16 protein-coding genes and 1 pseudogene are annotated in these 20,240 nt (G+C 40.1%); 2 read left to right on the top strand and 15 right to left on the bottom strand.

The window, feature by feature from the left end:
- Nucleotides 1-202: 202 nt before the first annotated feature.
- The 10 genes and pseudogenes from J8Z24_RS21025 to J8Z24_RS20985 all read right to left on the bottom strand — a co-directional run bounded on the left by J8Z24_RS21025 (nucleotide 203) and on the right by J8Z24_RS20985 (nucleotide 10,027).
- On the bottom strand, nucleotides 203-1,330 hold the full coding sequence (locus J8Z24_RS21025) for a serine hydrolase domain-containing protein (protein ID WP_176032302.1): 1,128 nt from the start codon (nucleotides 1,328-1,330) through the stop codon (nucleotides 203-205).
- A 45-nt stretch (nucleotides 1,331-1,375) separates the two neighbouring features.
- The gene (locus J8Z24_RS21020) at nucleotides 1,376-1,663 is read right to left on the bottom strand and encodes a hypothetical protein (protein WP_128730763.1); all 288 of its coding nucleotides are present in this window, start codon (nucleotides 1,661-1,663) and stop codon (nucleotides 1,376-1,378) included.
- A 113-nt stretch (nucleotides 1,664-1,776) separates the two neighbouring features.
- Nucleotides 1,777-2,241: a nuclear transport factor 2 family protein gene (locus J8Z24_RS21015; protein ID WP_128731023.1), complete on the bottom strand. Its 465-nt coding sequence runs from the start codon at nucleotides 2,239-2,241 to the stop codon at nucleotides 1,777-1,779.
- A 112-nt stretch (nucleotides 2,242-2,353) separates the two neighbouring features.
- Nucleotides 2,354-3,085, bottom strand: a complete 732-nt coding sequence (locus tag J8Z24_RS21010) for an aspartate/glutamate racemase family protein (RefSeq protein WP_176032303.1) — start codon at nucleotides 3,083-3,085, stop codon at nucleotides 2,354-2,356.
- Between the two features lie 336 nt (nucleotides 3,086-3,421).
- Nucleotides 3,422-3,640 (bottom strand): annotated as a pseudogene (locus tag J8Z24_RS21965) (IS91 family transposase); the annotation flags it as partial.
- 680 nt (nucleotides 3,641-4,320) lie between these two features.
- The gene (locus tag J8Z24_RS21005; protein ID WP_252095791.1) at nucleotides 4,321-5,292 is read right to left on the bottom strand and encodes a transposase; all 972 of its coding nucleotides are present in this window, start codon (nucleotides 5,290-5,292) and stop codon (nucleotides 4,321-4,323) included.
- A 264-nt stretch (nucleotides 5,293-5,556) separates the two neighbouring features.
- On the bottom strand, nucleotides 5,557-5,961 hold the full coding sequence (locus tag J8Z24_RS21000) for a leucine-rich repeat domain-containing protein (RefSeq protein WP_176032305.1): 405 nt from the start codon (nucleotides 5,959-5,961) through the stop codon (nucleotides 5,557-5,559).
- A gap of 143 nt (nucleotides 5,962-6,104) precedes the next feature.
- Nucleotides 6,105-6,335, bottom strand: coding sequence for a hypothetical protein (locus J8Z24_RS20995; RefSeq protein WP_252094775.1), 231 nt, complete (start codon nucleotides 6,333-6,335; stop codon nucleotides 6,105-6,107).
- Between the two features lie 687 nt (nucleotides 6,336-7,022).
- On the bottom strand, nucleotides 7,023-7,520 hold the full coding sequence (locus J8Z24_RS20990; RefSeq protein WP_252095790.1) for a YcgN family cysteine cluster protein: 498 nt from the start codon (nucleotides 7,518-7,520) through the stop codon (nucleotides 7,023-7,025).
- A gap of 560 nt (nucleotides 7,521-8,080) precedes the next feature.
- Entirely contained in the window at nucleotides 8,081-10,027 is a 1,947-nt protein-coding gene (locus tag J8Z24_RS20985) for a sensor histidine kinase (RefSeq protein WP_252095789.1), read from the bottom strand.
- A gap of 289 nt (nucleotides 10,028-10,316) precedes the next feature.
- Here J8Z24_RS20985 and J8Z24_RS20980 point away from each other — a divergent pair, with 289 nt between their 5' ends.
- Both J8Z24_RS20980 and J8Z24_RS20975 read left to right on the top strand, forming a co-directional pair.
- Nucleotides 10,317-11,456, top strand: a complete 1,140-nt coding sequence (locus J8Z24_RS20980; protein ID WP_147389559.1) for a Na/Pi symporter — start codon at nucleotides 10,317-10,319, stop codon at nucleotides 11,454-11,456.
- A 226-nt stretch (nucleotides 11,457-11,682) separates the two neighbouring features.
- Nucleotides 11,683-12,165: a hypothetical protein gene (locus J8Z24_RS20975; protein ID WP_147389560.1), complete on the top strand. Its 483-nt coding sequence runs from the start codon at nucleotides 11,683-11,685 to the stop codon at nucleotides 12,163-12,165.
- Between the two features lie 109 nt (nucleotides 12,166-12,274).
- On the opposite strand, the gene J8Z24_RS20970 is transcribed toward J8Z24_RS20975, so the two are convergent.
- The 5 genes from J8Z24_RS20970 to J8Z24_RS20950 form a co-directional block, all read right to left on the bottom strand.
- A complete protein-coding gene (locus J8Z24_RS20970) occupies nucleotides 12,275-13,438 on the bottom strand; it encodes an anhydro-N-acetylmuramic acid kinase (RefSeq protein WP_252095788.1) in 1,164 nt (387 codons plus the stop codon).
- Nucleotides 13,439-15,370: a RecQ family ATP-dependent DNA helicase gene (locus tag J8Z24_RS20965; RefSeq protein WP_252095787.1), complete on the bottom strand. Its 1,932-nt coding sequence runs from the start codon at nucleotides 15,368-15,370 to the stop codon at nucleotides 13,439-13,441.
- Nucleotides 15,367-16,092, bottom strand: a complete 726-nt coding sequence (locus J8Z24_RS20960) for a substrate-binding periplasmic protein (protein ID WP_128731029.1) — start codon at nucleotides 16,090-16,092, stop codon at nucleotides 15,367-15,369. The genes J8Z24_RS20965 and J8Z24_RS20960 overlap by 4 nt, the downstream gene beginning before the upstream one ends.
- 203 nt (nucleotides 16,093-16,295) lie before the next feature.
- Complete coding sequence (locus J8Z24_RS20955; RefSeq protein WP_252095786.1) at nucleotides 16,296-18,758, bottom strand: glycosyl hydrolase family 18 protein; 2,463 nt, start codon at nucleotides 18,756-18,758, stop codon at nucleotides 16,296-16,298.
- 46 nt (nucleotides 18,759-18,804) lie between these two features.
- Nucleotides 18,805-20,232: a lytic polysaccharide monooxygenase gene (locus tag J8Z24_RS20950; protein ID WP_252095785.1), complete on the bottom strand. Its 1,428-nt coding sequence runs from the start codon at nucleotides 20,230-20,232 to the stop codon at nucleotides 18,805-18,807.
- Nucleotides 20,233-20,240: the final 8 nt, after the last annotated feature.

Below are 20,240 nucleotides of genomic sequence, written 5' to 3'. Positions count from 1 at the left end.
TGTTTTTGGTGTAATGTGAATAAGTCTTGACTTGTAGTAAGCTAGACTTGATTGTTAGAGCTTAATCAAATCTGATAGTCGCATAAGCCAATTTCGTCCATTCAATAGCAACTTAATATCTTTTTCCCGTTGCAATTTCGCCGCCTTAAGCGGTGAGTAATCGTTGGCTAAAATGTGTAGTGAAGCGGAACCGAGCCAACTGTTACGAATCCGACTTTAAGGCTTTGTTATATGCTGTTAAATGGTCAAAAATCTTATCTGAAATGGCTTCTAATTCTGGTTGAGTATTGCTACCTGCGAAGTTTGTTACGATGAAGATACCGATGTTTTTCTTCGGGTAAATGGTAAGCCAACTAGACGTGCCCATTGAGCCACCGCTTTGGTATAACATTTGTTCATTCGAATCATACTTATTTGTGTACCAATAAAATGCTTTACCATGCCCCGTCCAACTCTCATCGAGAAGTTGATGAGAAGTAGCCACTTCGGGTTCTGAGGATAGTTGATGTTGCATATAACGAGTGATTGACTCAACGTTTGAAGTTAACCCGCCACTAGCAAACCAATATCCACTGGCCAAAGGCATTTGATCACCATTCTCATCCGTTCCTACAGTAATTTCACCCGGCTTAAAGTTAGTACCTCTAAATTTCGTGTCCAGCTCTCCAGACTTAGTTGTAATTATTTCAGAAACGAGCAATTCAAAAGGCTTTTGGTAAACAGACTCCAAAATATATGCAACTAAATCAGTACCGGAGTTTGAATATTGATATTCCTCACCAGGAATAGAGTGAAGTTTCACTTTTTTGAGATCATCAAAAAAGTTGTCTCTGGAATATTTTGATATTTTTTCAAAATATGTGCCTTGCTCAATATCTTCGCGACTGTAAGCAAAACCCTGTGGAAGCCCACTAGTATGAGTCATAAGATGTCGTAAAGTTATATATTGGTTGGACAGCTCCAAATTTTTGTATTCATTACTTTTGAGGTAATGACGGATATCATTATCAAGCTCAACTTTTCCGTCGAGAATAGCTTTAGCAGCAACTAAGCCTGTATAAGTTTTGGTTAAAGAGCCAATTTCGTATACTGTTTGGTTATTGGGAGTATCCCCATTACTTAATACCCCTAAATGATATTGGTAAGTATTTTCTGAATCTACAATAGAAATTGAAACCACTTGCCCAACATTTCCATCAATAAATTCAATGATCTCAGCTTTCGTATTTGACTCAAAATTAGTGGCATCATAATTTTTACAGGAAGCTAAAACTGTCATTAATGAAACTGTAAATATCAATGATATGGCTCGGGTTATTGATCTATTCACAAATACTCCTAAGTTTGTCCGCTTTTGAACTGTTTGTTAGGTGTGCTATTGCATACACATTATTTCCTCGGACTTATATGTACCGTTTTGCTGTTTGAAATGAATTTCAAACTCAGCACCACAAATATCTTCTGCGATATAACTTTTGCAGTAGAATAAATCACCATTATCAGCTTTATGCCAATTTTTAATGTCTGCTTTAAAATCTGTGTTTAACGAAGCTGGTAACTCAAGTGGTTTTTCCCAAGCTTTCAGATCGAAACTGCAGCCATTTGGTTTTGTTGCGCAACCTGATAAAAGTACAAAAATTAAAACTAAACTCCGTATTTCCAAGTGCACCTAACGCTTGCCGTAAACGGCACAAAATAGCAGGCTAAAATTTGCGACGAAGGAGCACAAGCCTGCTGTTTTGTGTCCTGTTGGTTAAAGCGTTTGTTAGGCGTACATTAACCGTGGTGTCGACGGATATGCTTTATTAAACCTGCTTCGTTAAATTCTAATGAAACAATATTAGTTTTACTATATTCAATAGTTTTATCTAAATGTGCAGGCTTAACTTTACCCATTTCAGTCATTTTGATAAATACAACATTAGCACCTACCATGATTTCCTTTATTTCAATATTACTGTTTATAACTTCATCTTTTAGTTTACCAACCATGTCTGAACGGAGTTTCGTTTTATCAGTATACGTAAACTTAAATTTAACATGTTCATCGATAAAGTTATCTGACAATAAAGATATATAATGGTCGATTTCTTTAGTGGTTGTATTTGGTTGTTGACGTGAATTTTTGGCTGATACAAATGCCTTTGCTTTTTCAATTAATTGTTCTGCCGTGAACTTGTCATTTGCAGAAATTGAGAAAGAAAAAATAAGGAATATGAATGCTAAAGTTAATTTTATCACCGAATTCTCCTTGTATGCCTAACGCCCAATTAGGTGTGAGTAACGCTACCACGTAACTCAACCATGCCACCGAAAACATTGAACTCAAGTTTAGAGTCAAAAACCCCAAGCGTTAGGAATCACTCTTAAATTGTTTGTTATATTGCTGATGCTCAGAAATTGATAATTGCACGGCTGCCGCTGCATGAATTTCTGTTGTGTCATATAGTGGCACTGTCGTATGCTCTTGCTGAATTAGTAAAGCAATCTCAGTACAACCCAGAATGACCGCTTCTGCGCCCTGTTTGTGCAGGTTTTCTACGATTTCTAAGTATTGCGCTCTTGAGCTTGAGTCGATAACACCACGACATAATTCAGTGTAAATAATGTTGTGAACCACATCGCGCCTACTGCTGTCTGGCACAATGACATTGATACCAAATTTTTCAATTAATCGCTGTTTATAGAAGTCTTGCTCCATAGTAAAACGAGTACCGAGCAAGCCCACTGTCTTTATGCCATCAGATACTAATTTTTGAGCAGTTGCATCTGCGATGTGCAAAATTGGGATAGAAATATTCGCTTCTATTTCATTTGCGACTTTGTGCATTGTATTAGTACAGATGATTAAGAAGTCAGCACCACCCGCTTCTACAGCTCTTGCTGAAGCAGATAAAATTGACGCTGTTTCTTGCCAATTTCCTTGATGCTGTAGCTTTTCGATTTCATCAAAGTTGACACTATAAAGGCAAATTTTCGCTGAGTGCAAACCGCCTAATTCTGATTTTACTCCCTCATTTATCGCTTTGTAGTAGCTAGCTGTTGATTCCCAACTCATGCCACCAAGCATTCCTATAGTTTTCATTATTTCTCCGATACTTGATTGCAATTTTAAAAATAAGCGACACGCAGTTTGTGTTGCATAATCGCTTGTTGAACTGAGCTGCTACCCGCTCGATGTCTCAGAGTTGGTGTTATTTATGCTAAGGGAATTTGCTTTTTGGAGGCTCTCACTTTCCTAGCTAGTGTATTCAGTTTAGCTAGTGTTATGTAAGCTTTCCCTGCATTGCTCAGCGCTCATTATGTATTCATTACACCTAAATTTACCTTAATAAGCAATTATATTTTTTTAGCGTACAGAGGCCGCTAGCCTGAGCAATTAAGCAGGTTAACTAATTGATTTTGAGCAGCTATCAAGCTGCTAACTCGTTCGGTCTACTTTGGTCGGTGTTGCATCTAACTTGAATACGCCAATTAGCCGCAAGATACCTACCTTACAATGCTGACAAGCCCAATTCGGTATCAATGTCACGTTTTCTCCTGTCTTTGGCCTCTTTACTCTGCATGTGCATGACGCCTGTGACCTTATCAGCGCTAACTTTCGCTTGCTACATACATTGGCTAAAAAACCGTAATAGCGAAAATCAATGCGAAAATCAATGCGAAAATCAATTGCGAAAATCAATGACACCCACCTGAACTAACATTCAAATGCGAAAATCAATGACACCCACCTGAACTAACATTCAAGCTGAGGAAATGAGTAAAAAGTATGTGTGTAATATTTACTCGCTCAGCAAGGTAGCTATATCGTGATTACCATATGAAAGTTCAAAGTCGCCTTTGAGGCGAAGTCTAGATCTGTTTTTTTAAACGGTAAGCATGGGTTTGAGCTACAGACTAAAAATAAGCGACACCCATTACTATTAATATCCAAACTGAGGACGTCAAGTAAAAATGTATGAAAGCACTTCCATCAATTTGGTCAAAAGTGTGTATCGATAGGTTATTTTTTAGCACTTGAGCGTGCCTCTACACTAAAACTGGTTTATCGCGCACAACAAAGAGTTGGAAATACAACAGTTATAGATTTTCGAGTTGATAGCAAAAATAAGCGACACCCATTACTATTAATATCCAAACTGAGGACGTCAAGTAAAAATGTATGAAAGCACTTCCATCACTTTGGTCAAAAGCGTGTATCGATAGGTTATTTTTTAGCACTTGAGCGTATCTCTACACTAAAACAGGATTATCACGCACGACAACGCGCTGTAAATGCAGCTTTAAGAAATTCGAGAATTGAGAATGTGAGTTTTACTAAGCCAACAAGCGCTCACAGTTTGTTAGGTTTGTTCGTCGTCGTTTTTGCAGTGTTTCACAGTAAGTGGTTATTGTTCGCTCTCGGCCCACTGCACCGTGGAATACACGTGAAAACTGTGTTGTGAGTTTTATCCAGTTCTCCGGTTCTATATTGAGTCGAGTGAGTATGGGCTGAGATTCAAAGATATAGCCTCGCTTGTCGTCTCGAATACAACGGCCTGTGAGTTCAACCAATTCAATATAGGATTTGAGTTCAAAAGGCAGGCCTTTTGGAATATGTTTTCGTGGGCTGCCCACAAAGCGTAGTAGGTTTTTTGGTTGCTTTCCCAGCTTAGCGTGGTCGATGCGTTTTTTGATGCTGGTGTAGTCTGAGGTTTCAGGCGTTGTGGCGATGTTGGCTCTAATGGGGTTTAAGTCTACGTAAGCGAGGCAAGCGGCCAATGCAGCCTCGTCCAGTAATGCTTGAGACTTAAATCGTCCCTCCCAAAACCGACCTGTGCAATTATCTTCTTTATTTGCTCGGCGGGCGATGTCTTCGTTAAGCACTCGCATAAACCAGCTAATATCGGCCAGCCTTTTCCTGTACTTATCAACCAGTTCATCTAGTATCAACTGCTCCGACTCGCTGAGAGGCTCTCCTTCAATAAATTTTTGGCTTATCCAATTACCTTTAAACAACTTGTGCCATCGTATCACTATCGCTTCATCGGACAGACGTTTTGCCTTGTTGTCATCAACATATAAAACAATGTGGGTATGATTGCTCATCACGGCATAAGCACAAACATCAATACAAAATATGGAAGCCAACATCAATAGCTTTTCTTCAACCCAGTCCCGGCGGTGCTCATATGATTTTCCGGTAAGTTTATCTTCGCCACACAGAAAGGCGCGTCTGACGCAACGGGAGATACAGTGATAATATTTGGTGTCGGTTAAACTGATTTGTCTTTTACGGGCAGTCGCCATCGTTTGGTTTCCTCAATCCATTGAGTACAGACCTAAATCTTAGGCGGTATCTTAGGAAGGTGCAAATTAGTGATGGGTGTCAGGTTTAAACTTACATTTTAGTACAAGAAACAGAGAAAAATAAAAGAGTTAATAAAAAGAAATGCTTCATTAAATATCCATTCTGAAGTACACATAACGGGCTAAAAGAGCGTGGCTATACTTAGTGAGGAACGAACTAAGCCAAGCTTTTTTAGTCCATTCGTTGATTTTCTTGTTATGTGCCTAACCTTCTGATTTTAAGTTAGGCAGGTTCGCTTTTACATAGTTATAGGCATCATCTGAAACTTCAGTATCCCAAAATGATACATATTTCAAATTTGGTAACAATGCTAATAACTTAAAGCCTTTGTCAGTTATTTTTAAGTCTTCAATCCATAGTTCTTCGAGAGTTTTAAACTGACTAATGATTTCCAATGATTTATCTGTAATTAATGTAGAGTCGAGATCTATACATCTTACTTTGAACAAAAAAGGTAAATTTGAAATACCATCGTCTGTAATGGGAGCATTTTCCAGAGAGAGTGAGACGACATCACTTGGAACTTTGGATAAATCGCAATCTTCTAATTGTGTTGCATCAAAGTAGCCATCTTCTTCTCTGAGTTTAAATACTAAAACATCGCTCATTTTGATACTCAGTCCTTGAATCTATGGTGGCACATAACGCCTTAATAAACGGCGGAAAATAGCAGGCTAAACTAAGCGAAGAATGAGCGCAAGCCTGTTGTTTTGCGTCCATTGTTTAATTAACTTGTTATATTTCCAATGAACTAACCTTGGAAATCCCAAGGTATTTCTTTTTTAAATAATTCTATAGAAGCTTCAACAACCTCTAGTGGTATATCTTTGTTATAACTTGTCACTTCACGCGACTTTTTTGTGTCATCACGAAATATCTCAAGTATCAACTTACCCTTGAAGTAAATCTCAACTCCTATTCCGTCTCGACCGTTACTGACATCACTTGCAATCGTGACCTCATACTCATTGTTAAGAATCACGACAGACTCCAAAGGAAATATAACATTTTATTCGTGCGCATGCGCGTTTACCTCGTTGGACCAGTGAAAACGTGCACAGTTAACTATCAGTATGCAAAGAACTTATCAGCATTCTGCTAAATATACCATCTGGAAAAGTGCGCATGCGCGTTTCCCAAACTTATTATCTCAGATCGTGGATACACAACCTTATGATAGACAATAATATTTTTAATTTATTAATGCGTAAACGCGCAAAAATTTTTTCAATATTTCCCTTGATATCCGAGAATTTCAGATAATGTTGTGTATACATACAGCGGCGTGAGGTGAGGAGTTATCATGAATCGAAAAAGCCCATTTCTGAAAGGTCTTCAGGAAGAAATGCGTATGCGTGGTTACAGCATTAGAACAGAAAAAACTACCTATATTGAATTAAAAAATCAATGACACCCACCTGAACTAACAGTCAAGCTGAGAAAATGAAGTAAAAAAGTATGTGCGTAATATTTACTCGCTCAGCAAGATAGCCATATCGCGATTACCATATGAAAGTTCAAAGTCGCCTTTGAGGCGAAGTCTACATTTGTTTTTTGACACTGTAAGCACTACTGCATTTAATGGTGCTAAGCGATAACGGACGTGAAAATATGTATTTTGTGCGTTCACCTGTTGCAAACGCAGCGTGTATCAATTGTCGTCTAGTGTTTAGTTGACGTCTTTTGTAGGCCAGTCAACAAAATGGGACTCAAAATCTGACTCTAAATCTACTTCTAATTCTGATATTGCTCTTCCAAATATGCTTATCCCCGCATCTATCATGGCTTGTTTGGAGCCTTTATGTTTGAGCGGATGCCAACTAGCGAGACCTCTGCCTTCGTACAGTCGCCTGTAGCTACAACTCGTTGGCATAAAGAATATATCTTTTAGATTTTCTTTAGTTAATTGTACACATGACGGCACTAAGATTTGGCGTTCACTGTAGCGACTGCACCCACATGTTGTAGCGTCGTTATATTGACAAACAATATTGGTGTAAAGTAACTCTTCACCTTCGCGCAAGAAGTCGGTGCTTTCAAATTCCGAATCATCTTCCTCATCACTATCAATAAATGAATGTAAGCAGCATTTACCACAACCATCACAGATTGATTCCCACTCTTCAGTTGTCATTTCTTCAAGTGTTTTTTCTTGCCAAAAGCCCATAGTGAAAGCCCCTTTAAATCATTATGTACAATCGTATTGTAATGCTAACTTGCCCTTAACCCCTATTAATTAAGCGGCTCTTGAAAGAGGCAAGCAAACAGCACATTTTATAGGAAGGTCGATAGTAATTCAAAAATGATTAAAGCAACGTCCGTTGTAGACAATGCTTTATTTACTCTTTATCAATATTGTGGTGATATATAGCGACCATAAGTTGTACGGCATAAGTTAAGGAAATACGATGCACTTGTTAGTTCGGACGTTAATTCTGTTTGGTGTAGTTGTAGGTGCTATAGCATCATACAGTTATGGAAATAAGTCGGGCCTGTTTATTTTTGTTGTGATTGGACTATTACTTGAAATCTTTTTTTGGCTGCGTTTGTCTCCAAGTAAAAATCACAAGTCACAGAAGAAACAAGTTTAGCTGAGTTTTTTAGGATTGCTTTTGTTTGAAGAGGCTTGGTGTACGGATAGACATTGAGTTGGTCTAAACCGACTAAATAGGGCGATAGGTTACACGAGGTAAACAATAAAGAATTGGCTTTGTGCTATTTAGCGTACTATGCAAACGCTGGCTCTGATTTTAACGGTATTCTGATCTCGATGTTGAGGCCGCCCAACAAGCTATTGAAAGACTCTATTTCCCCGCTATGGGCCTCTAACACCTTTTTACACATCGCAAGACCCATGCCTTTTGATTTCCCCGAATTTGTTCGCGAAGACTGAGATTTATATAAGGGATCAAACAGTTTCTGGTGTGCTTCATATGAAAGTGGTGTGCCTGAGTCTTCAATGCGGATGATTAAGTTGTTATCCAAACAAAAAAAGCTCATTTTGACGGCTACATTTTCACCGCCATGTTTTTTTGCATTACCTAAAATTTCGAGTATACAATTTGTGATAGCATCTAGATCTATTGTTACTTTCTCTGCTACTGAAATCTGATAGTTCACCTCCAGTTGCCCCGTGTTACTTGCAAATAAACTTGCAGCTTCAGTATGGACGTTATGCACTAGCTTACAGATAGTAAAGTCCCTAAGGTTTAGCATAGTTGCAAGTTTCTCGTTATCTGTAACAAGCATAAGTTGATTGATGAACTGATTCAACTCATCGATTTTATCCATCAACTTACTGTAACTTTCCTGTACATTCTCGACAATATTGTATTGTAAAGATTCAACTTGTACTTTCATTACGGTCAGAGGGGTGCGTAGTTCATGAGACAGATCCGTAAATAGTTGTTGTTCCTTTTCTTGTAGTTCTTGTTTATTTCGTTGACTAGATTGCTTTTCAGTTTTTACCGTGTTTGCCAACGCATTTACTTGCGTTTGTAATGTCGAGAGTAAGTTGTTTTGTGCCGACTTATTTTGTTGGGCTAGAGCAAAAGTAAATAGGATAACCTCTATCAAGTAGCCTAACTTAATCGCACTGGAAATGTGATAGACATTGATAAAGCCTGAAAACATCGTGCCCCCTATAGCGATGATATTAACAAAAACAACATGGTTCAAAAGGCTTAAAGCAAAGGTAATCGACCCAGGTGCACGTTGCTGAAACGACCAAAAAGCGGTAAAGATAAACAGCGGGATGATACTTAGAGTCAGAATCAAATTATAAAATACAGACTCCGATATGATTGCTACTGGGATTAATAACAAGTAGCCCAGCAAAAATGCCTTATAAAAGTGATTTAGTGTGGGGTTGAACCGACCGAGTTGTAAAAACTCACGGATAAACAGGAGGTGGAAGACTGGAACTAGTGTCATCAACCCTGCTGAAAATAGTGATGCAAATATGCCATAAGATGGCCAGAAATACTGAAAAGTGAACCCTGACATATCCAGTACTATTAAAAGAAATAATAACGTCCAAACGCAGTAATAAGCATTTGCGGCATTTGCATTGAAGTAAAAGTTTACTAATACGATGACAAAGACAGCGGCAATAATACCACTAAGCGTTGCATTGATTACGGTACTACTAAGCATGCTACTTTGTAATGTTCTATCGTCGAGTAATTTAAGATCTGCTGCGGCATTTGCAAAAGTTTGGTAGCGAACGATGAAGTGTCCGCTACCCTGTTCTTGCTGTGTCAATGGCTGGTATATCTGGGGAGTCGATATTGCTCTGGCTGAAAACTCAGCGTCAAGGGTATATTGAGCGATAGCTGATACCTGAGTCTCATTGACGTAGGAAATACTTAGCCAGGGTAGTCTTGGAAATCCGAAAGAAAGATAGTGTTTGTAACCAGTTTCGAGTGCGCTTGCATCAATTATAGCCCATTGGTATGGCTGCTCTGTTAATGACGGTTGATATTTAGAAAGCTGGCTGATGATTATCGACGCTTCCTGTTGGCTTACATTTAGCTGTTGACTTAACTGTGCGGGGGTCATCTCGCTAAATTGGACCTCAACTTGTGTATCACGCCCGTTTTGCTTAGGAGCCGAGATACTAGCGCTAGCCAGTGTCGAAACGAGCAATAAAATTAATGTAAGCAGTTTGGACATAATAAAGTAATACACAATGTTTGTTTGACAATGCTACGTTGAAATAATGAAGCAAATATGGATAAAACGTGTGTAAGTAAAAGATTGTAAATAAAAAGCATCAAATATACGTATTAAAAACAAACAACTACAGACTCCTGTTTACTGAGATTTGTGAAACATGGTCGCAAAATAGTCAGATAATCTGAGTTACATAAAACTGAAATATAACTGTAACAATTGAATGTTCTAATGCGCCACTGAAATAAAAGTGTAACGAAAGAACACGTATTACTCTAAGAGCGAAACTATGGTTAATCAATCTCAGACTTCAGCTTCAGCAAAACTTTTTAACTGGCTGTCTATCATTCTACTTGTTTACTTAGTCTTAGTTGCAGTAGGTACTGTAAGTGGCGGTTTTAAACTTGCCTCTGGTGGTAGCGAAGGTGCTAAGGAAATATTTGCATTTGCAACTAATCCTGTAGTGGCTTTATTACTTGGTGCATTAGCAACTGCTTTGGTTCAATCCTCATCAACAGTGACCTCTGTCATCGTTGGATTAGTAGCAGGTGGATTACCTATTAGTATCGCCATTCCAATGGTAATGGGCGCGAATATTGGTACCACTATCACCAATACGTTAGTCTCAATAGGTCACATTCGCAGCAAAGAAGAGTTTAAACGTGCTTTTGCAGCTTCTACGGTTCATGATTTTTTCAATCTATTGGCGGTTGTGATTTTCCTGCCGTTAGAAATTATGTTTGGTATCTTAGAAAAGTTTGCGTCTAGTCTTGCACATGTTTTTGTAGGCGATGCTGATTTATCTTTAAAGAGCTATAACTTTATCAAACCACTAGTTAAGCCAGCGGTTAATGTGGTCAAAGATGCCGTAAGCTTTTTAGATTCTACTGCCGCTGGGGTTTCTATGGTGGTGATCGGTATAATGATGATTTTGTTCGCCGTTACTTACTTAGGCAAACTACTGAAAAAAGCGCTAGTAGGTAAAGCTAAAGAATTGTTACATAGCGCTATCGGTCGTGGGCCTTTGGTGGGAATTGGCTCTGGTGCAGTGGTGACCGTTATGGTTCAGTCTTCTTCAACAACAACTAGCCTTATGATCCCACTTGCTGGAAGTGGTGTGTTTACGACCCGTCAAATCTACCCATTCACATTAGGCGCAAATATTGGCACTACTATTACCGCACTTTTGGCAGCGACCTCGATAACAGGTGCTGCGGCAGAAGTTGCCCTTACCATCGCACTTGTACACGTAATGTTTAACGTTTTTGCGGTAACGCTTATTTACGGCATGCCGTTATTACGCGAGATACCACTGCAACTAGCCGAAAAGATCGCTGATATTGGATCTCGTAACAAACCGGCAGCACTTGCTTATGTGCTAGGTTCATTTTTTGTCTTCCCGGGACTTATTATGTTGGCAGTGCGTTAATAGCAACCTGGCACCCTGTGACATAAGGCTCGAATTATCGGGCTTTATGTCTTTTAACACATCATCACATGTTTCAATTATTTTTATTACCGTTGATATCGATTGGGCAAAACCTTTAAACAGCTCAAAGCCGAGAGTGTCATTGACGAAAACGGTATAAAGTCATAATTCTGTCATCATATTTTGAGAAAATTACTCCTGTCTTTATTAATGAAGAAGCAAATAAATGAGTAGCAACCTTGGTATTTTTAGCTTTAACGCGGCACAAATTGAAAGTTCGATAAGAGGAAAATATCGATCGGTTCAGCCCTATGAGAAGCCAGTTTTGCGACCAGATGATAATGGACTATCGTTGACAATCGAGCTCCCCAAGGACGCGCGCATTGGTGATAAGGTCGAAGTGATTTTAACCAAACTTGGTGAACGTGTTGCTAAGTCTGAATCAGTATTAACTGTTGACGCTGACACTTATCTAACCAAAATAGTAGACGTTAAAATCCAACAGCCACTAGAAGCCGATAGGTATGCTATGCAAATTAATTTGGTTGGATTGCATGATTATTTGAAGAATACTGCTGAGTTTACTATCACGCTAGCCGAAGCCTTGATTGCGCCAAGCCATCCTGAAATTGATGTAAACGGCGATGAAGTCAATGGCGCTAAACGGCTGTTTAATGCTGCGATGAGTGCAGTGTTGTCTGTTTTTTAATCACAAAATAACCAAAGCACAAGCTATAAACTTATGGAGCACATTTGTAAAACGCGCTGCCAACACATTAAGCGAGTTAGTACTATGGTTAAGCCGTAAATATATTAGCTTAATTGGGTAAAGATATTTTCCCCATTGAAAAGGGTAACGCTTGCTTCTCTCCTGATAACGTTTCATTTGCAAGCAATGCAAATAAAGCTGCCTCTTTGGCATCAGGGTCAATGTTCAAGTTGGCAAAGTCTTTAATCACTATGGTGCCTTTGAGAAGTCCACCAAGGCGCTGCATCAAAAACGCATTATGCACCCCGCCTCCACTGACATAAAGTTCAGTGTGTTCTGTTGCGAGCTGGTTTATTGCCTCTGCAATAGTACGAGCGGTAAATTCAGTAAGAGTTGCTATGATATCCTCATGACATAGATCACATTCACTCAGCGCACGTTGTATATACGCGCGGTTAAATAGCTCTTGTCCCGTAGACTTTGGCAGTGGCAAATCAAAAAAAGCATGTTGGCTTAATTTGATTAGCAGTTTATTGTTAACATTTCCACGTGATGCTACCTTGCCATTTTCGTCATAGGCAATACCAAGAGTGTATTGACAATATTGATCAATTAACGTGTTTCCTGGGCCTACATCGCTACTAATGGTATCGTTTATCGCCTTAGCTTTTGGTAAATAAGTTAGATTAGATATACCGCCGATATTTAATAAAATGCGGTCGACTTTTTTATCTGAGTAGAGTAAGTGATCACCATACTGTACCAAGGGCGCTCCTTCTAGTTCATTGGCGATATGTTTTTGTCGGAAATCAGAAATAGTAATTATACCTGTTTTTTTGGCAATGACATCGGCATCTACAATCTGCAAGGTACTATGTAAATTTGAAGCGGTATAAAACGGTTGACCCGGACAATGATATATAGTTTGTCCGTGACTTGCGATCAGATCTATGGACTGATGCTCCTCTTGCCATAACTGTAGTGTCTCACTAATCATATCTGCATATAACCTTCCAAGCCAAGTATGTAACTGGCAAAGAGAACGCAGATCGACTTTTGGGACTGATGCGTGTTGGCTCAATAACGCCCTTTGTGATTGGCTATAGGCAACGGTTTTGAATTTTTCTACTTCAAGCTTTGTCCGTTTTCCATGATGCGTAATTTTACATAATGCGATGTCAAGTCCGTCAAGAGAAGTCCCACTCATCAGGCCTAAAATTCTCTTGGTGGGTTTATTTGCAATGTTGGCTAATTTTATAATATCGCTTTTCATTTATAGCTTTCGTTCTGTAATGATGGCTGCCACTTTATCGTATTTTACGCCTTTCAAGATCCCGAACCCAGTTAATTGTCTAAACTTAAACCTCGTAAAATACGGGCAACTTAAGCCAAGTAAAAATAGTGTTTTTAAATGAGTTGAAAAGTCGACACTGTTCTGTGTGGCAAATTGCGACGCATTTCTCAACGTTTCTCGGACCAACTCAATATCGATGGCAGGTTCTTCCTCCACCTGCATTAACATGGCTTTTCCTTCGCATGCGCTACAATGCCCGCAATGTTTCGGAGCCATGCTATCTCCAAAATAGCTTGCCAAAGCGTAATGATAGCAGGTAGTTAGTTGAAAAAATTGGAGTAAATGTTTAAGTCTGGCTTGTTCACCTTGCGCTTTAATTTGTGCTTGTTGATAAAACTCATCCGTTAATTTATCGATGTCGATTGATTCACTCGTTTTAGAGTAGACAGAAGTATACTTTGATGTTTTCACCTCGATCAGCTGTCGGTTCGATAAATAGTCAATAGCATCTTGCGCTTTTGACAAGGAGATCCCATTATTTTCCAATGCAGCTAACGATAATACTCCCCACTTTTTCTTAAACTCAAAGCAGCTCAATAGCTTATCCAAGAAAACTTGCCGCTGTTCAGAAAAGTGAGCAAGTAACTTCTCTTTCGTTTGGGTAAACGCAATGTGTAGCTCTGCAAAATAGCTATAGTTAATTTGTAATAAGCCTTGTAGCTCTAATTGTACTAACAAGGTTTTTAAGACCAATTGGTTTATATTCGTTTTGTTTGCAAGGTCATACTCATTTAAATGATAGTCTTGATCTGGCGCTGAAAATAATTCAGTAAAGAGGTGTTTGAGAGACGCATACTCCAATGCGCTTGCATGGACAAAGTTCTCAAGTGTCGATATTTTCTCGTTATTTATTAGCGCAACACAGTACGCCTGCTTTGAGTCCCTACCCGCTCTGCCGACTTCCTGGCTATAACCATCGATGGACTTTGGCATATCATAATGTAGTACCCATCTAACATCCGGTTTATCGACTCCCATACCAAAAGCAATTGTGGCGACAACGATTAAATCTGGTTCAGTCAGAAAGTTCGCTTGGATCTGTGCTTTATCTTCAGCTTTAAGCGAAGCATGAAATGCAGCTGCTTTAAAGCCACATGCAACAATCATTTTAGCAACTTCTTCTGCTTGTTTTTGTTGCGTTACATATACTATCCCGGCTCCTTTTGCCCTTTTAAGAAACGCAAGTAAGTATTCATCTTTTTGCTTTTCTCTTATATACACCGCACTCAGATGTAAGTTCTTTCTATAGAAGCCGGTGCGAACAATCGACTGCTGCTGAATATTAAACTTACATGCCATATCATTGGCGACTTTGTTGGTTGCAGTGGCGGTAAGTAATAACACTTGCTTGATCCCAAGCTCTTCACGATATTTGGCAATTTTAAGGTAATCAGGGCGAAAGTTGTGTCCCCATTCGGAGATACAGTGTGCCTCATCGATGACTAAAAAAGAAATGTGAGCTCGGCTTAGTAATAAACGGGCTTTTTGACTGTTTAATCTTTCTACTGAAATAAAGAGTACTTTCAGAGTGTTACTGATGATCTCATTTTCAACCTGGGTTGTTTCGGCACGAGTTTGAGTACTATCCAAGCAGGCGGATTTCACTCCTATCTTTAATAGATAATCTCGCTGCTCATGCATTAACGCAAGTAATGGTGATACGACAACACACATACCCGATTTTAAGACTGCGGGGAGCTGGTAACACAATGATTTTCCTGCTCCAGTTGCAAAAATACCAATGGTGCTTTGTTCTTTTAGTATAAGGTCTATAACTTCTGCTTGGCCATGGCGTAATGTCGAATGGCCAAATGTCTGCTGCAGCGTTGTGAAAATCTGTTTTTGATTCATTCCGAGTCTTTTCTGTATTTTTTTGAGATGTCGCTTATCGTCTCGCTTAGGCTTTTAATAGCTGTGTTGATCCTATCAATTTCAGAGCGGTTAAAGGCATGTCGACCTAGCATAAAATGTATCGCATTGTCATTGACAACATAGGGATGTAATACGAGGCTGTGATAGCCAAGCTGGTTAATATAATAATATCCAGCATCTTCATCTTCTATCAGAAAATCAACACGACCCTTTGCAACCATTTCTACTCTGCGCTCTAGGCTTGAAATTTCAAATAACCTTTTGTCATACCATTCTATTTTTTTTATTTGTTTTAGCTCTTCGCCATAATAAGCCCCAGGATTTGATGTAAACGTATGCCCGGACGAAAAAAGCTCTATTAGACTACTGTTTGGGCCGATTTCTCTATTTGAGAATAGCCTCATTCTCTCTCTTCTATAAGGAGCCGAAAAATAAGCAACTTTTGCTCGCTCAACGCTAAAGCTAGCTGAAGGAAGAATATCTATTAGTCCTTTTTCTAGCTCGGTGATCCCTCTTGCTGATGAAGGAAGTTGAATAAATTCGATACAGAGGTTTGCGTTAGCAAAAACTGACTTTGTTACTTCAATATCAATACCGTATGGTGTTGGATTATACATGACAAAAGGTGGCCACTGTGAGCCTATTCCAACTTTATACACAGGCCGGTTGGCGCAAGCCTGCGAGTGAGTCGTGAACATCATCAGGCAACATATAAATACGGTGATACGAAAAATTACTATCAGGAGGCGTTACTCGTTTGTGAAGCTCATATCGTTATTATGAAAGACTCACGAAAAAAATAAAGTGATAAATCGGTAATATTGGGCAGAGTAATGTGTAAGTGAACAATAAAATGAGCTTGTGCAAACAAGCTCATTTAGGGTTTAAGTTAAAGTTAATCAGTTTACAGACGTTTCCAAACGCCAGCGGTTCCAGGCTCTTCTCCACGAGTCCACCATTTGGCTTCAAACTGGGCGCCGTTATGGCTAACGCGATCTCCGCCAACATATACGGCTGAACTATCCCATGCAGGATATTGTGCTGCCGTGTCTTTCACTGTTACATCAAAGCTTGAAATAACACTGTTGACACCGTCAGAGACTGTAACAGTTACCGTCACCGTAGTATCAGCAGAAACACTAGAAGCGGTAAGGGTTGCCGTATTATTATTGCTAACAACGCTTAGCTCGGCTGGTACTGACCAATCATAGCTCAATGCAGCGCCCTCTGGATCAGTAGCGTTGACTGTAATTGTAGTCGAATCACCTTCATTGATCGTCACATTTGCGATCGGCGTAACTGCTGGAGCCTCATTTGCCCCCTCAGGATTGACAACTACAGTGACCGTCTTACTGGTGCTAACAGTGCCATCGTTTACTGTTAATGACAAATCATAGCTAGTTTGCTGAGTTACTGATGGAGCAGTGATAGAGACTGACGCTGTGTTGGTTGCAGACAAGACTAATGCTGCGGGAGCAGTCCATGAGTATGTTAACGGATCATTGTCAGCATCAGCTGCTAGCGCACTTACATTCACCGATTGCCCCGCTGTTACGTTAATTGGACCTGAAAGGCCAATAGTGGGCGCACGGTTTGGAATATCACCAGCGGTAAGACCATCGTACATCGCATTTAATATGTCGCCATTGTCAGCGTCAATTTCCCAGCCGAACAAACCAGCAAGTTGGTGAGTATTTGCATATTGACCCTTGGCGATGACACTTCTTGGGCTATCATAAGTGATCAGTTTACCATTGCTTCTGTTCCAGACGTAAGCGGCTTGAGCCTGTTCGTCGTAGCCTACTTCGAAGCCATTAACACCATTACCACTTTGACCTACAGCGTTAGCCGCTATCGCTTTATAATCCATTATCCCAGGTTCCCATACCCCTTCACTGGTTGAGCCTTTTAAAGGACCATTACCAGGTGCTGTCATCGGATTTCCTGAAATAGTCGTGTTAGCATCACTTACACCTTCCCAGCCACGGCCATACATCGCTACGCCCATAACCAGTTTTGACGGTTGTACTCCTTGTTGTAGCAACAACTGTATTGCATGGTCACCAGTGTATGCAGGACCTTTCCTAGGATTACCATTGCCATCAACACCTGTACCATTACATTCATCAGTGCTTAGATGTGAACCGCAATAAATCCCAGTTTGGTGCCCAGTATCATTATTCCACGCCCCATGGAAATCGTAGGTCATGGCAAAAATGTAGTCCATATACTGCTGCGCTGCTTGGTAATCTACGTCCTCAATTTTATCGTAACCCGCTCCGATAGCGGATGTGAGTTCATATTTTCTGCCTGTTTCTGCTTCCAACTGGTCTAACATTGCTCGTAGCTCTTGCATAAGTGCTACATAAGCCGGACCGTCGTTAACTGGATCGCCAAGATCTGGATTTGGGCCGTCGCCACCAGGGAACTCCCAGTCTATATCTACACCGTCATAGAACTTCCATGTTTTCAAGAACTGCTTAACAGAAGCGACAAAGGTGTCGCGGTTTGCTTTAGTTGTAAAACCATGGAATGGATCTGAAAGTGTCCACCCTCCAATTGAAGGTAAGATTTTTAATTCAGGGTAACGCTGCTTCAACGCCATTAATTGAGAATATACACCACGAATAGGATCTTTCGCGTCTACACCTGGCATCGATTTCTGTACGGCTGCCCATGGATCATGGATAACAACTTCATAGTCTTGTGAATCCGCACAGGCAGTTTGTAGTGCACGCCAACTGTTGCCGTTTTCAATAGATTTCAACGATTCATTCGGTCCACAAATTGGAATAAAACCGTATAAAATGTGTGACAGATTGTGGGCTGGGATTTGAGTTACATCGTAGTTGCGACCGTAGATCCCCCACTCTACAAAGTAAGCACCGGTAACACGTCCGGGAATTGTTCCGTTATTTCTGTTGTTCGGATCAACATTCATTGGTAGTGGGTCCAAATGTGCACCGTCTGTGTCGGCGATAACGACTTCTTTGCCTGCACTTCTGGCACATACCGTACCTTCACATAGCTCTAGATAAAGTTGGTGTCTGCCTGATTTTGTATAAGGAAATTCGACAACCCCACTTTTGGTTCCCGGTGTTAAAGTTCCTTGATTGACTAACATATTGTCAAAGTAAACTTTATAGTTATCTCCACCGGAGCCACTCCAAGCATTCCATTTGATGTTAATATTAACCACATCTTTGGCTTTAACTAGCTGCTTGTATGAGCCGTTGCCATCAACATTTACTTCAACAAAAGAGTATTGTTGCGGCTTCCAATCAAGTGATGGCGTAGATGGTGCAGCTAGTGCTCCCCCACTTAATAACGCCAGTCCTATATATGTAGTTATTTTATTAAGTTTCATATTTTCAACCTTTTTGTAGTTACATGTTGTACCCAGTGTGGGTTAATTAAATTGGTTTCCAAACGGCGGAGCTGCCTGGCTTCTCATTACGATTCCACCATTTCGCTTCATAGCTCTGTTGTTGATAAGTTACTTTGTCCCCTGCAACATAGGTTTGAGTTGCTTGCCATTGTGGGTATTCACCTGCGTTTACATTCTTGATGGTGACAGTAAAACTCGCTGCGGTACTGGCTTTACCATCCGAGACTGTAAGTGAACCTTCAATTGATTGGTCGGTGTTAACGGCTGGGGCGGTGACAACTATCGTGTCGCCATCTCCTGTATAAGTTAAAGGTGAAGGAATTGACCAAGTAAAACTCAACGGATCGTTTTGATCGTCGAAAACATGAGCGTGAACGGTTGCCTGCGTGTTTTCGTTAATCACGATATTTGCTATCGGGTTAATCGTTGGAGGTGTATTGGTATCCCCCTTTACAATACTCAGGTTACTTGTAAATTGTGCGTTTGGTAAAAATACTTGATTGGCCAACAACGTTGTTTCGTCAAAAACAATTGCGCCATCTTGCTGCATAACACCAATTTTTAGTTGGTTACTAAAGTTACTATTTAAGTATGAGGCAAGCTCAGTTTGCCAGCGCGAGACATTCGTTGAATTGATGGAAAGTTGATGGCTTACTAGCTCGTTACCCGCTTGATCAAATGTTCTAAACCAGATACTGTCGCCAACGTTAGCATTTTGTCCTTGTTTTAAATAGTAACCACTACTAACCCAATCCGCAGGCGCGCCTGTGGACTTGATGGTAATATCTGAACAGTTATAAAATCCTTCGCCACCGGCATCATTACGTTGCCAGCGGGTGTACAACACTGCTTCTCCTTCACGACCTGCGGGAATATTAATTTCCATTTTGTAAAAGCGTTTGCCTTCTGGATCTACAACAAAGTCGATATTGTCGAACTCATTGATGAGCTCTAAATCACTCCATTTGAGTGGCATTGTATTTCCGTCGTAACTGGGCTTAGTTAAGAAAATCTGCCAGAAGCTGGGATTATGTGGTGTGGTTGCTCTAAAGCTAATGGCCACTGTGTTTTGAGCATTTGGCTCAATCGTAGTTCTCTGCCAATGGGACGACACAACACTCATTCCCTTTTTATTTGTGTCTCCGGCTGAACACAATGTACCATCTGGAACTACAGTCTTAACGGCTTCAAGGTTGTTATAATCGGCGGTATTTGCTGAAAACTCATGCTCTTGTACAAACTGGAAGTGTCCTGACTCTAGAAAAGCTGCCCTACATGCTAGGTTGGGTATGTTGGAGCCGTCATCAGGCCACCAGTAACCACCTTGAGACTGGCATATTGCTTGTCTGGCCTTTGGAAAATCCATATAGCCATGAGATAGCGCGTTGTTGGACAGTAGCGTTGAAACGGTGCCAACCATTATAAATGCAAACTTAGATTGGAATTTATTCATGTTAAATT

This window comes from Pseudoalteromonas sp. SCSIO 43201 (assembly GCF_023716725.1).
In the GTDB taxonomy this organism is placed as follows: domain Bacteria; phylum Pseudomonadota; class Gammaproteobacteria; order Enterobacterales; family Alteromonadaceae; genus Pseudoalteromonas; species Pseudoalteromonas peptidolytica.
This window is presented reverse-complemented; position numbering and strand designations above follow the sequence as displayed.